At 40.6% G+C, this 14,087-nt stretch carries 12 protein-coding genes; 1 reads left to right on the top strand and 11 read right to left on the bottom strand.

Features of this window, described 5'->3' with window-relative positions:
* Nucleotides 1–3: 3 nt before the first annotated feature.
* From I6J03_RS02265 to I6J03_RS02250, 4 genes are all read right to left on the bottom strand, one after another.
* Nucleotides 4–1,362: a glucoamylase family protein gene (locus I6J03_RS02265; protein WP_003010728.1), complete on the bottom strand. Its 1,359-nt coding sequence runs from the start codon at nucleotides 1,360–1,362 to the stop codon at nucleotides 4–6.
* Between the two features lie 80 nt (nucleotides 1,363–1,442).
* Nucleotides 1,443–2,936 (bottom strand): RagB/SusD family nutrient uptake outer membrane protein, encoded by a 1,494-nt coding sequence (locus tag I6J03_RS02260; protein WP_039990369.1) that lies wholly within the window; start codon nucleotides 2,934–2,936, stop codon nucleotides 1,443–1,445.
* A gap of 13 nt (nucleotides 2,937–2,949) precedes the next feature.
* Nucleotides 2,950–5,967 carry a SusC/RagA family TonB-linked outer membrane protein gene (locus I6J03_RS02255; protein ID WP_003010732.1) on the bottom strand — a complete coding sequence of 1,006 codons (3,018 nt, stop codon included), beginning with the start codon at nucleotides 5,965–5,967 and terminating at the stop codon, nucleotides 2,950–2,952.
* A 381-nt stretch (nucleotides 5,968–6,348) separates the two neighbouring features.
* Nucleotides 6,349–9,234: a ligand-binding sensor domain-containing protein gene (locus I6J03_RS02250; protein ID WP_201694121.1), complete on the bottom strand. Its 2,886-nt coding sequence runs from the start codon at nucleotides 9,232–9,234 to the stop codon at nucleotides 6,349–6,351.
* Between the two features lie 141 nt (nucleotides 9,235–9,375).
* Between I6J03_RS02250 and I6J03_RS02245 the strand changes: the two genes are divergently transcribed.
* Nucleotides 9,376–10,428: an alpha/beta hydrolase gene (locus tag I6J03_RS02245; RefSeq protein ID WP_003010738.1), complete on the top strand. Its 1,053-nt coding sequence runs from the start codon at nucleotides 9,376–9,378 to the stop codon at nucleotides 10,426–10,428.
* Nucleotides 10,429–10,437: 9 nt separating this feature from the next.
* Here I6J03_RS02245 and I6J03_RS02240 read toward each other — a convergent pair whose 3' ends face one another.
* From I6J03_RS02240 to I6J03_RS02210, 7 genes are all read right to left on the bottom strand, one after another.
* Entirely contained in the window at nucleotides 10,438–11,088 is a 651-nt protein-coding gene (locus tag I6J03_RS02240) for a YiiX/YebB-like N1pC/P60 family cysteine hydrolase (protein WP_003010739.1), read from the bottom strand.
* A gap of 76 nt (nucleotides 11,089–11,164) precedes the next feature.
* On the bottom strand, nucleotides 11,165–11,653 hold the full coding sequence (locus tag I6J03_RS02235; RefSeq protein ID WP_003010741.1) for a VOC family protein: 489 nt from the start codon (nucleotides 11,651–11,653) through the stop codon (nucleotides 11,165–11,167).
* A 3-nt stretch (nucleotides 11,654–11,656) separates the two neighbouring features.
* Complete coding sequence (locus tag I6J03_RS02230) at nucleotides 11,657–12,022, bottom strand: VOC family protein (RefSeq protein ID WP_003010744.1); 366 nt, start codon at nucleotides 12,020–12,022, stop codon at nucleotides 11,657–11,659.
* Nucleotides 12,023–12,100: 78 nt separating this feature from the next.
* Nucleotides 12,101–12,484 (bottom strand): VOC family protein, encoded by a 384-nt coding sequence (locus tag I6J03_RS02225; protein ID WP_003010747.1) that lies wholly within the window; start codon nucleotides 12,482–12,484, stop codon nucleotides 12,101–12,103.
* Nucleotides 12,484–12,927, bottom strand: a complete 444-nt coding sequence (locus I6J03_RS02220) for a VOC family protein (protein ID WP_003010748.1) — start codon at nucleotides 12,925–12,927, stop codon at nucleotides 12,484–12,486. Before I6J03_RS02220 ends, I6J03_RS02225 begins: the two co-directional genes overlap by 1 nt.
* 72 nt (nucleotides 12,928–12,999) lie before the next feature.
* Entirely contained in the window at nucleotides 13,000–13,347 is a 348-nt protein-coding gene (locus I6J03_RS02215; RefSeq protein ID WP_039990319.1) for a nuclear transport factor 2 family protein, read from the bottom strand.
* Nucleotides 13,348–13,473: 126 nt separating this feature from the next.
* Nucleotides 13,474–14,046, bottom strand: a complete 573-nt coding sequence (locus I6J03_RS02210) for a Crp/Fnr family transcriptional regulator (protein ID WP_201694120.1) — start codon at nucleotides 14,044–14,046, stop codon at nucleotides 13,474–13,476.
* Nucleotides 14,047–14,087 lie beyond the last annotated feature (41 nt).

Raw genomic sequence — 14,087 nt, 5'->3', positions numbered from 1 at the left:
GTACTAAAAGTGAGGACTGGTAAAACCAAGACCTTTCAATCCTTTTTGTACATCAGGTGCGCCCATAAAGAGTTTCCATAATAATCCTGTCCGGTAATTTTCGATCATGACAATAATAGGCCCCTGATCTATGGCAAGGTATCGCTGCGGAAACCAGTTATCCGTTTCGCTGTATGCATCATAGAAACCATACTGCCCCCAGACTTTTTGCCCCAGATGCTGATTCAGGTATCGGGCAAATGCAATACTTTCCTTTGGTGTGTACGGCATTGAAGAGAGGGCTGCTGTAGGACTGATGACGCCATGATCATTGTCCGGATGGTGTGCATCATATCCTTTTACAGAATAGCTGGCTGTGAGTCCCCATCCTTTATCTGCACCGTAGCCTTTATATTTATTTGGATTTTGTTCTGCGTGTGCAATGTTGATTTTGCTGTGATTGACGACGACATCCCAGTAATTGGCATATTGATCTTTCAGACCTTTGGGGTCTAATCCTAGATAGGAGTAATGTTCCCAGAAAAGCGGACCTACACCGCCGTTGGGAGCATTATGCTTGAGAATCATCGGGATATCGTATTTTTTAGCATCGGTTACGATTGCTCCGTCTCTTGCCCATCCTTTGTGATAGGTAGATGCCGGTATAGGATGTGTAGGGGAGGAGGCTGCCAGTATATATGTGATCAGACACTCATCATATCCTTGTATGGCATGATTCATACCCCATCCGTATGTGGGACTCCAGTGCCAGAAAAGGACATCCTTTCCGTTTCTGAAGAAATTCCATTCTATTCCTTTCCATAATGCATCTGCTTTGTTTGCAATTGCTTTTTCGGTTTCGGAACCGTTTTTATAATATTCGCGAACGACGATCAGAGCTTCTGCCATAAAAGCAGTTTCGACGATGTCTGCTCCATCATCCTGTTGGCTAAACGATTTAGCTTTTCCGGTTTCTCCGTAGTACCAATGTGACCATGCACCTTTGAACCGGTCTATCCGACCCAGATAATCCATGATATGATCCAATCGCTTAGCACCTTCTTCTTTGGAAATAAACTGCCGCTCAATACCTGTAATGATGGCCATGATGCCAAATCCGCTACCACCAATGGTAACAACATTCCGATCGTTCTCCGGATAGGCACCATCGATATGTATACGTTCACGGGCCATACCGGAAGTCGGTTCCGCACCGTCCCAGAAATACCGGAACGTTTGTTTCTGGATGAGCGTGAGAAGCGAGTCTGTAGACAAACTGTCTTTTAAGTTACTTTGGGAGTCTGTACGCTTCTGCTCCTGATTTGAAAAACAAGATTGTAATATGAGGAGCGGAATAAAAAAAGTATAAATAAGTGCTTTCAAGGCGGGAAGGTGTTTATTATTAATAATACAATGTTGTTAAATAAGAGCATAGACAGCTGCCTATGCTCTTATTATTCGCACTAGTAGTTAGGGTTCTGGATCAGAACACCACCTGAGCGGTCTATCTCATTTTGAGGGATAGGAAGGTATCTGTTTCTAAGCTGGTAATTTGTTTTGCCGGCATCTTTGAAAGTTTCAGCATCGATATTCCAACGTATCAGGTCAAAAAAACGTTCGTTTTCCATACCTAATTCGACTTGTCTCTCATGTCTGATAGCCAGTCTCAATTCCTGTTGGTTTGTTGTTGTTACTTTCGGAAGGATAGCATTGTTGCCACCTCTTGCGCGAACTCTTATCTGCTCTAAGTAAGTCAGTGCTGCTTCCTGTTCGCCAACTTCATTTGCAGCTTCAGCAGCCATCAGGACGACATCCGCATATCTGATTACACGGAAGTTGAACCATTCTCCGGCCTGGCTTCCTGTTGTCGTCCGGATTTTAGGATCGGTATATACTTTTTTGTTCCAATATGCTCTTGGTACTGTTGCGGTCGCAGCAGGAATAAGTTCTCCGTAAGGAGTATTTACCTGGCCTGCATACAGAAGAGTTTCATCTTTTCTTGGATCTCCTTGTTCAAATGCTTTTGCAAGTCTTTCATTAGGTACATTCCATCCCCATCCCAGGTTCATAGCTCCGGATCCGCGTACACCCTGTCTGCCGGCATATGTAATTCCCAGATTTGTCTGTCCCTGTGCATAGTATGCTTGTATTTCAAATACGGATTCCTTGCTGTTTTCAGAACTTTCTCTAAAGATCTGATTGTAAGCTACCCCCAGATTATACTGTCCTGAGTTGATGACCATACGGCTCGCTGCAAGAGCTTTGCTATACTGTTGTCTGGCCAGGAATGTTTTGGCCTGTACGGCAAATGCTGCTCCTTGTGTGATACGGCCTATAAATCTCGATTCCCAGTTCAGAGGGAGGTGCTGTGTTGCATATTCCAGATCGGCATCTATTAAAGCATAGATATCCGCAATAGGGGACTTAGGAAGGATACTTTCTTTCTGATCACGAACGCGAAAATCAATTTTTGGTACTTCACCAAATGCACGTACTAAATTGAAGTAAGCCCATGCTCTAAAAAATTTTGCTTCTGCTAATCCTCTGGCTACTTCCGGACTCTGATTGCCCAATGAGTCCGCTGTCTCTATTGCTGTATTCGTCAATGCGATCAGCTTATAATGGTCTGTCCAGTAGTTACCCCACAACCAAAAGTTGGTGGTATATTGAAAATCATCAGTATTGGGAGCCGATCCTGCTTCATCACCTACACTTGATCCGATTTCGGCATCATCCGATCGCATATTGTGTACGCCTACATAAGGAAGGCCGCTTGTACCTTCGCTTCTTAATCCGGCATAGATAGCCAATACCTGACCTTCTAATGAACCTGCAGGTAAATCTTCTTCTGTCAATTGTCCTAACGGCTTACGATCCAAGAAATCTTTGGAACAACTGCTCAGCACCAAAAGTGCCAGAAGAGTTGCCGATATATATGTTGAAATATTTGTTTTCATCACTTTCTGATTTTTAAAAATTAACATTCACACCTACTGTATAGATTGCCGGGATTGGATATGTTCCGTTGTCTACACCCACAGCAATTGCACTTCCTCCGATTTCAGGTGTATATCCTGTGTTTTTGGAGAAGGTGAATGGATTCTGTGCATTCAGGAATAATCTTAATGACTTAAGTTTTATTTTTTCCAGCGCTTCTCTTTTGAAGTTGTATCCTAACTGGATATTACGAACACGGAAGAAACTGCCATCTTCGATAAAGTAAGAAGAGAATTCTCTGTTGTTTGTTCTTTTGGAATCCATGATTGGCTCGAAGTTAGATGTTCCTTCGCCTGTCCATCTTCCCAGTCTGTCTTCCAGAAAATTGAATGTGGAGTATTGGTTTCTGTTCCAGGTACGAATCAGTTCGTTTCCGGATACCCCCATAAATTCGGTTCCGAAATCAAAATTCTTATAGCTCAGATTTACAGAGAAACCATAGATAAAGTCAGGAGTAGGATTTCCGATAATGGTTCTGTCCTGTGTGTTGATCGTTCCATCGTTGTTGATATCTACATATTTGATATCTCCGGGTTTGAAAGCAGCACCTAAACCTGATTTTGGTCCTGCATCTACTTCAGCCTGATTCTGGTATACTCCATCAGTTCTCAAACCGTAAAAATATCCTACTGGTTGTCCGGACATAGTGCGTGATACACCATTACCTGCAAGTATAGCGAAATCATCATTTACAAGATTAAGAACCTTGTTTTTGAGTGTAGTCAAGTTTGCGTTTACACCCAGTTTCAGATCTTCAGTAAGCTGTTGGTTCCATCCTGCAGAAAACTCAAATCCTTTGTTCTGAATTTCTCCGGCATTTCTTAGAATAGGTAAGAAACCATTTACTCCCGGTACTTCTACCAATATATCTTTAGTTTTCTTGTCGTAATAAACGGCTTCCAGGCTCAATCTGTTTTTCAGCATCTTGGCTTCAAAACCTGCTTCCCACGAATGTACGGATTCCCAGCGTAAGTTAGGATCCGGGGAATACGCCGGAGATAATGCCGGATAGATATTGTCTCCAAATGAAGTTGAACTACCTGAAACCAGTGTCGGATATACCGGATATCGGTAGCCGTCTCCTGTGTTTTCATTTCCTAATACACCCCATGAACCTTTGATTTTTAAGTTATCAAAGAGTTGCTGTTCTTGCATAAATGATTCTTCAGATACAACCCATCCTGCACCGATAGCACCTGAATTTTGCCATCTGTTAGATCCAAGGAATGCCGAAGAACCATCTCTTCTGAAGGATCCGTTCAATAAGTATTTGCCTTTATAGTTGTATAGACCCCTTACCAAATAAGATAATGTAGCACGTTCCCATTGTGATCCGCCAATAGATCTGGTTGTCTGATCACCCATTGTAGTGTAGAAGAAGCGCGGATCATTAGGGATAGGATCTCCGCTGCCCTGACCTACATTGGTGATGATGCCTTCATATCCTCTGTAGTACGTTGTAAATCCGGCAGTAGCGGTCAGACTGTGGTCTCCCCAATTGTTTTTGTAAGTCAGGAGCCAGTCACTCTGTGCTTTTTTGTAAGTATTCTGTTCTTGTGATACGCTGGTGGTACGTACAAGTGTACTTGTCTTATCCGTACCTTGTATATTAGGATCATATACATTCACAATAGGTGTATAGCTTCTGATTCCGTTAAAACCATAATCATACAGGAAAGAGGCTTTGGCTGTGAAATGTTCAAGGAAAGTAAGTTCTGCAAATACACTTCCAACCGCTCTGTATTCATCACTGATACGTGTATTCTTTCTCAGTTCCAGGCCTACCATCGGTGAGTAGATCTGTGGTGTCTGGAAAGGAGGTGTATTATGATAAAGACCGTATTCATCATTAAAAATAGGAGTTACCGGAGATGCGATAATCGCTGTATTGATAAGGCCACTCTGAATCTGTGGTAAGCTTGCTTTATAACCGCTGAAGTTCATTCCTACTTTAAAATTGTCGGTAATTTTCAGCTCATCGTTGATGTTCAACGTTAGTTTTTTGTATTCCTCATGTTTGACTACACCCTCTTCGGTGGTATAACCCAGACCCATATAAAACTTATTTTTGTCTGTAGCGCCACTTACACTCAGGTTGTTGTAGTTCAGGATACCTCTCTGGAAGATCTGATCCTGCCAATCTGTATTTGCATTCCAGTTGGTATAGTCGAAAGGTGTTGCGCCTTCATTTTTAAGCTGCTCATTATACAGGGTTTTAAATCCTTCTGCATCCGTCATTTTCATACGGTGATTGACATCTTTAAAACCTAATGTAGAGTTGAAGTTGAAATTAAGATCACCTTGTTTTGCGGATTTGGTGGAGATAATAATTACCCCGTTGGCACCACGTACCCCGAAGATCGCTAAAGAAGAAGGATCTTTTAAGATTTCCATGGATTCGATATCCGATGGGTTTAAGAAATTAATATTATCATTCAGGATTCCATCTACTACATAAAGAGGGGAGGCACCGTTGATCGAGTTTGTACCTCTTATTTTTACGTTTGGCGCTCCTCCGGGTTCACCGCTGTTGGTGATTTGAACACCGGCTACTTTTCCCTGAATAGAAGAAATCGGATTAGGTGAAGGCTTGTCTGCAACATCTTTTCCGCTAACGGACGCTATCGAACCTGTCAGATCACGTTTAGCTGCTGTACCGTAACCAATAACTACGACCTCTTCCAAAGCTTCGCTATCGGAAACGAGAGCGATATTAAGAGTTGTCTGATTGTTTACCGGGACATCCTGCGTGACATAACCGATGTACCGTAACTGAAGGACATCCGTAGGTTTTGCCTGAATGGTGAAGAGACCTTCGTCATTACTCTGAACAGCGGTCGTTCCCCCTTTGATCGCAATTGTCACCCCCGCAATTCCGATTCCTGTCCCGCTGTCTTTGACGGTTCCGCTTATTGATATTTGCTGTCCAAACAGGGGTGTGGACAGAGCTAAACTAAATACCAGTAAGAAATAAGTAAAAAAGTTCCTCATTTTTTTGTTTAGTTAAATAATGAAATTGTTTTAAAATGTTTAGTTAGTCCGCTAACCTGATTAAGTTATGATTTCGAATTTTCCTCTTTATAACTGGTTGTTATATTATTCGGGGATGTAATAAACACCTCACAAATATGTGATGTATAGGTTGTAAAAGCAAAGATGCCTACCTCTACATTATTACATCGTCAGAAAATGAAATCATTTAATTTGTTTTTCATTTTGTTTAACTAATTAACAATTAAGGTGTTGCTTTTGTTTTTGCGCGTTGTCATAGAAGGGTGTAAGTGTATAATTTACACACAAGGGGGTGTGTGGTAATGATGTAGTCATTTAACACAATTTCACATAATATGAGAGGTGTTAGAGCTATCGTTTTTACACCTCCAACAGAAATTCTGACAGATTTTTTTCCGTTGGAATATTCAGCTTTTTACGCAATCTGTACCTTCTGATTTCAACTCCTCTGGTCGTAATATTCAGCAGGGAAGCAATCTCTTTACTGTTCATATTCATTCTCAGATATGCACAAAGTTTGAGATCATTCGGCACAAGTGCAGGGTAGTCTTTCTTTAGTTTCTTGAAGAAGTTTTCATGGGCTTCATTAAAACTTTTCTCAAACAAATTCCAGTCCCGTTCGTCGTTATAGGCTTCATTGATAATCTTGCTGATCTTTTTAACGTGTTCATTGGAAAGCTTTTTGCCATCATTGTCTTTCAGACTGATCAGCTCTTCATGTATGGTATTGAGCAGTTCATTTTTATAGACAATATTCATTGCCGAATTTGCCAGCTCTCTGTTCTTGCCCGCCAGTTCCTGCTCCAGTTGTTCATTTTTCAATTGAACCATCTGGCGCTCTCTTGCTTCCATTTCTTTTTTCAGCGTTTCTTCCTGCTGCCTGCTTAGTTTTTCTCTGAGTATTTTCCGGTGCTTTTCAAGTTTATGCTCATACCATTTTCTGCCGTAATGTATACAGACAGCAAATAATAAGAAGTAGATCAATAATGCCCACCAGGTCAGATACCAGGGTGGATTTACTGTGAATTCCAGGCTGGTGACATCTGTGATAGTTCCATCCGGCAGCTGCGCCCTGACTTTAAATGTATAATTTCTGTTTCGTAGGTTGGTGAAGTCCTTTTGATATTCTTCAGACCAGTCTGACCAGTCCTGTGAGTACCCCTCCAGAAAATATTGAAAGCGAACAGGTCTGGAGCTGTACCATGGAATTGCAAACCGGATACGGATGTTGTTGGAGCTATAAGGAATACTCAATTCTTCATCACTGTCTGTAAAAGCTTTGATTTCTTTGGTAATATTATATACACCCTGAATAATCGGTTTGGGTTTGTAAGAAGTCGCTTCAATCTTCGTTTCAGGATTGTACAGTGCAAAACCATTGTCTATACTGATGAGAAACAGATCTGGACTTATCTGGTTGATATTCTCATAATATTTCATCATTTGATTTTTCAAGGTTGCAAATCGGGAGGAATCGATCTGAAGTTCACCCTTAGGCATAAAGCTGGCATAGGCGATATGTCCCTTATTAATAAACCAGAATTGATTGGCCTGTGCCGGAATTATTTTATTGGAATAGGCAAAAGATCCCAATTTTTCATTTAAATAACGATATGGTGCAAATTTGTCAGAAATGTCGTCATACCTGTAAAACCCTGAGTCTGTAGAAAAGATAATGCTTCCGTTGAGATTTGTAGGATGATTGCCTGTACGGGAGGGTAATCCTTCTTTTGTGCCGAATTCTTTTGTCTGTATAATATTTCTGTATGCAGAATCTGTGCTGATCAGGTTAAGTCCCTGAGCATTGCTCACCCAAAACTGATTTTCGGACTTTTGCTCGATAGCACTGACAGGAAGATTGCGATTATTGATTTTGGTGTCGAGCGTCCAACCGTTATTTCCTTTGCGGAAGAGCGCCATTCCTGTATAATTTCCCTGAATCAGAAGATTGCTATGTCCCTTTATCTGTTTTATGACCCATCCGCCAGTCATATCTGAGATTTTGACAAACTGTTGTCCGGATACTTTAAATGTTCCGTCATTATGACCGCATATGAGTTCTCCGTCAATCACCGAAAGATCCCATACCTGTCCCTGTGATTGCGGGACTAAATTGAATTTCATTGGTTTTTGGGCTGTATTTGACGACCAGGGACTATAGAATAATCCCTGATTGGTACCCAGATAGAGATAACCGTTAAATATTCGTGCACTGTATACGGTACCTATACTTCCGCTGTTGTCTGCATAGAAATATAGCGGAGATTGTATATCGATACGGGCTATACCATTATCCAGTCCGGCCCATATCTGTTTCTGAAGATCAGTCGTAAGGGACAATACGGTGTTATTCTGCAAGCCATTTTGTTTGTTTATGTGCTGAATGAGTTGACCTTCTTTATTGATAATAAATATACCGTTCAGAATAGTCCCGTATGCATAGTAATCTTTAAATACCTGTATGCCGTTATTGAGTTGTGCATTTTTGAGCTGTTCATTGATTTCATTATTCCACGGACGAATACCATGCTCATCATCATAGCTGTATAGTCCGTTTTTGGCGGTGCCGATTAATACAGACTGACCTGATAAGGGCAGAATAGAAAGGATCAGCTGATTGCGTAAGACCTCATTGCCTTTGAGAGGTATGAGTGACTTGTTTTTAAGTTCAAAAAGTCCACCCGGTAATTTCTCTATAAAAATGCGGTTATTCGCTTTGAATGCAAATAAGAATGGCTGGTTGTTGCCGCTTACCAAATCTATTTTACCGTTTTCATAACAATACAGATTGGCAAATGACTGAAAGATAACTCGTTTTCCATCAATGATGATTTTCCAGATCTCATCTTTCAGTATTGTTTCTTTGCTGACCAGTTTGCTTATGCTGTGATAGGTCAGCTTTCCGATTTTTGATTTCTCCCAATATCCAAATTCGCCCATACCACCGGTATAGATGCGCTGTTGCGGACCTACAGTCACGGCTCTTACTGTAGATTTGTTAGGTAGCGTATGCAATGACCAGACCTGACCATCAAACTGCAGCAGTCCGTCGCCGTTGCCTACATAGATCACTCCGCTTGAGTCCGTTGCAACGGACCAGTTCTGATTTCCGGCATTATAATTGAATTTGGTATATTGCTGCACCCAGGGATGTCCGATCTTTGGGATTTCCTGCCCCAAAAGATTCTGGATGCAAAACAACGTAACAAAAAATACTAATATATTTGATTTAAAGAATGTCGACATATTACGTAATCGTTGCTCAAAGATACTGAATTAGAAGAAGGGGTTAAAATATTCAATTTACAGCACTTCTGTGAATATTTTTTGAGGATCAGTAAAATAAGTAGATTAAATAATAGATTTGTAGTAAATTATTGAGCATGTATGAATAGATATATTGCCTGTCTTGTTTGCCTCTTTGTCATTACATCCTGTGGGATTACCCATAATGTACCTTTAAATCAAACTCCTAATTCCTTTGAACAGCCCAATATCAGTAATTCCTTTGTTGATCAAAACGGTAATTTCTATCCGGACAATTGGAAAAAATCTTACGGAGCACCTCCCGAGAACGGGAAGAAAAATGATTATTCTCTTATGAAGATTGCTACAGAACGCGGAGAGGGTGACAAGTTGCGCAATTACGAGGCGCAGCAGTTGAAGCAGGTTGCCAAAAGACTGGCTAACAAGAAACGTGTGTTTATTTTTGTACATGGATTTAATTCAGATGTGCGGACGAGCAATCAGAGCTATGATTATATCCGCAAGCAGTTGAATATCAATACGAGTCAGGACGAAGTTATACGGTTTTACTGGGATGGACTGGTTACTGACAACCCGTTCAGTGGGGCAAAAATATGGTTTGCAGCTACTTCTTTTAGTCAGATGGCGGGTGAATTCGGACTCAGACGGTTACTGAATACCATGCACAATAAGAATATTTACATTATCTCCCACAGCCGGGGTGCGTCTGTCGTATTAAGTGCATTGAGTACACCGGTGTTTAAAGAGAAATTTATTGAAGAGGTAAAAGATATCCATCATGTGGATGTGGATGATGCGAGCACTTTAAAGGAAAATAAGAATAATATTACCTGTATTATGTTGGCTCCTGCAGTGGGACTGGCGGATTTCAGACCCAAAGATTTTCGGGAAGGAGACAGTACTTACTGTACATTTAGCGAACAGGTAAAAAGGATACATATTACAACAAATAATACAGATAAAATGCTTAAAAAAGTATTCGGATTTTTATCGGATAAACTGGAGCCTACAGATCTGGGATATAAAGAAGATGTATATAATGTGCTGTGTAAGCACTATCCGTTTTTTGAAATGACGGATTTCTCCGGTATGGATAGCCATGAATTCAAAAGATATATCCGCAATCCTAAGTTTAAGACTATATTAAAAGAGCATAAAATAGGCAAAAATTAAGTTTTCCGCTTACAGATAAAGTCTTCCGAGCCGGTTAAGTTTTTCTGATGCTGCCATACCGTTAGGATTACAACCTGGTTTTCCTTCGGGAACTTCCAGGTTTTGCTTTTTGTAAAAAGCTTTCCAGAAGTCATCTGTTTTTCCTGTTTCGGGATTGATAAAGGTCATAGGTGCTAAACTGAATATCTGATTCTTTTCAAAAGCGCGGTATATAAAATCAGAACAGTAATAACAACTGTCGTTCATGATATAGCTGCGGTTATAGGGTTTTCCAAGCATAGCCCCGGCACTTTTCAGTGCAGCAGGGATACTAGAAATAAAAGGATCTTTTAGTCTGTACAGGATAAGAGCATTACCTCCATCCTGTTGCTCTTCATAGAATTGACGAATTTCCTGACGTACAGATCCTTTTGTACTGCTGGCATGCAGTACAAAAACGGAGTCTTTTGCCATTTCTATTATGCCGATATGATCAAACGAGACGGACTGGCTTGTTTGTGTGACCCGGTTAATCGCTCCGGAAAGATCCTGCTGTTGAGCGCCTACAAATATCAAATCTCCGTTTTTGATATCTCCTATTCTTATCTTTTTATCGCTATTTTGTGCAAAGGATAATGTCAGCGTCAGGAATAAGCAGACTGTAGCCAATAGTTCTTTCATGCAACAAAGATAAGGAGCCTGAAAGAACTATTACTGCTTATTTCTCATTATCCGCTTTAAAGCTTTGAAGAAAAAATCAGGCATTCTCCAATGCCGCTATATCAATTTTTTTCATGCCCATCATCGCCTGCACTGCACGTTCTGCATTAGCAGATTGGAACAGTAGTTTTTCTATGTTTTCAGGGATAATCTGCCAGGAAAACCCATATTTATCTTTACACCATCCGCACATGCTTTCTTCACCTTCTTTGGTGATAGCTTCCCAATATTGATCTATCTCATCCTGAGAAGTACATTCAATGACCAGTGAAGAGGCCTGATTTGGATCAAAATCCGGCCGGCCGTTAAGCGCCATAAATTTTTGTCCTTTTATTTCTAAAAAAGTAACAAGGGAATTAGCAGACAGAATTCTGCTATCTCTGAAAATGGAGATGTAAAAATCTACAGCTTCTGTTGCATTGCCTGCAAACCAGAGGCAAGGGTACATCATTTGTTTCATACCATAAGGATTTATAAGTTCATTGACCTTGGAAGATAATATCAGATTGGTGATAAAAAAAGACATAATCTAATGTGATTCTTTTAAGATAAATACGTTTCCGATCGGGTCCTTGATCCAGTGCATATGCGCAGGAATCTGTTCCAGATCGTCTTCAAATGCAATATTTGCGCGTTGTAGATGTTCTTCGGTTTCTGCAAGATTGTCTGTCTGCAATTCAAACCAGGCTTCTGTACGTGAGACTTGTTCAGTAGCATCCAGCCACAATGTGTTATCTCCGAAGACTACTTTTGTACTTTTCTTTACAGTAGGATGGTCCGGAGTATGTATTTCTGATGCCTGCAGTCCCAGTGTACGGGTGTAAAAATCTACTGTTTCCCGATATTTTGAAACAGGTACTTTGATCGCAATATTTTTTCCTCCTGTTATTTTCATAGGGATGTAATTTGTTTTTAAGGGTTATCAGCCAGTTCGTGGATCTGAATTAAACAGTGCTGTAAGCGTTAGTCTTGCTTAAGACATTCCCGCACTTTCATTTACTTCAAAAATGCCAAATACATTGTTGTCAATATCCAGAAAATAGCCTTGCCAGCATCGACCCGGAATGGCAAATTTTGGCATTGCCACCTGTCCTCCGTTTTGTATTATCAGCGCAGCTATATTATCAAAATCATTCACTTCCATAGAGCAGGTAAATGCATTTGTTCCGCAATTGAGCGGAGGGGTGTCGGCAGGTCGCTGAAACAATCCGCCATGTATGCCTGCTGTCTCTATTCTGTAATAGGTAATGGGGAGGCTGTCTTCTTTTATAAACTTCCATCCAAAAATCTGCTCATAGAAATGAGCAGATTTTTCCGGATTCTGAGCTTGTATTTCAAAGTATACAACGCTGTTCATCAGGACATTTTTTTGTTTCCTTCAAAATGGATCATCCAGGAAATTCCGTATTTGTCCTGAAATGAAGAGTATAACTCTGCCCAAAACTGCTCACCCAAAGGCATTTCAATTGACTGCGCATCCGCACTCAGTCTGGAATACAATTGTTTGGCTTCTTCAGCTGTCTGTGTATCCAGCATCAGATAAGCATTTGTACCTGTTGTAGCGTTGTGTCCAAAGTTTTGGATACAATCTGATCCCATCAGCATGACAGACTCGTTGATTTTAATTGCTGTATGCATGATTTTGTTTTTGTCTTCCTCCTGAATAGGATACTGCGGATCAGCAGGCATATCGCCAAAACGGTATACTCCTAAAGATTCTGTACCGAAAACGCCTTTGTAGAATTCAAAAGCTTCTTCACAGTTCCCGTTAAAATTTAAATACGCGTGTAATAGTGCCATGTCTTTTAGTTTTTATGATTTATAATTCAAAATTAAACGTCGTATTGACAGCTGTTTGTCAGCAGTCAATTATTATTTGTTCATCTGATAGGAAATCAGTTTTTTTATTTTCAATCCCTCGAATTCAAAGACATCGCAGAATACTGCATCGAGTATATCTCCGGTTTTGAATCTGGCCTGAACAGCTCCTTCTGCAATGACAACAGTGCCTTCCTCAATCATGCGAAATACCTGAATGGAAGGAGAGCCTGTAAAGAGGTCGTTTTCGATTTCCTTATCAAAAGCTACTTTTCCCTGCAGATGAAAATATCCGGGCATATGCCATATCACATCTTCTGTCAGGCATTCCAAAACCTTGTCATGATCGCTTTCTCGAAATCCCTGCATATACTGCTCTATTACTTGCTTTGCTTTACTCATTGGTGATAAATTAGTTTTACACAGCTTTTTATCAGTTTTCACTGGCCGGCACATAACGGATAAGGCTTATTCAAATTTAAAGATGTCGGCTGCAAAACAACTTGCCCTATGGCAAGTTCTTATATTTTATTGTACGGCTTCTTTTCGGATGCGGCTAAGGGAAGTGTCTGTGACCCCCAGGTAAGATGCAATATGTTTGAGTGGTGCGAATTGGAAGATCTGTGGTTTGCTAACTATTAATTGATTATAGCGCTGCAAGGCAGACAGGGATACCATATCAATAGACCGCTTTTTCATAATATGCAGCGCATACGTCATCCAGGCACGTCCCCATTCATTGAACGCAGGTATGGTATGATACAGCATCTGGAACGTGTCATAGTCTAATTTCCAGGCTTTGCAGTCTGTCAGGCATTGTATATTTTCCTGAGAGGGAATTTTTAGAAAAAGGGAGGTCACATCAATAACGATCTCGTTGTCTCCAAAAAAATCTGTGGTAATCTCGTTGCCCTCGTAGTCGTGTACATATGAACGTACCAGACCGCTCTCCAACAGGTAGTATTCATGAGTAAGTTTTCCTTCTTTTAAGATCATATCCCCTTTGGAGAAGTGAATCAATTCGTGTCTGGAAGAGATGTTTTTCAGGTCTTTAGCCTCGATGGCAGAATTCCTGTATACTTTAAACGGATCTGAATTCATAATGGTTTACTTTACGATGAAGTTAGAAAAATCCGGATAAA

Source organism: Sphingobacterium spiritivorum (assembly GCF_016724845.1).
Taxonomy (GTDB): Bacteria; Bacteroidota; Bacteroidia; order Sphingobacteriales; family Sphingobacteriaceae; genus Sphingobacterium; species Sphingobacterium spiritivorum_A.
The sequence above is the reverse complement of the archived record's forward strand: the minus strand, read 5'-3'. Positions and strand labels throughout refer to the sequence as shown.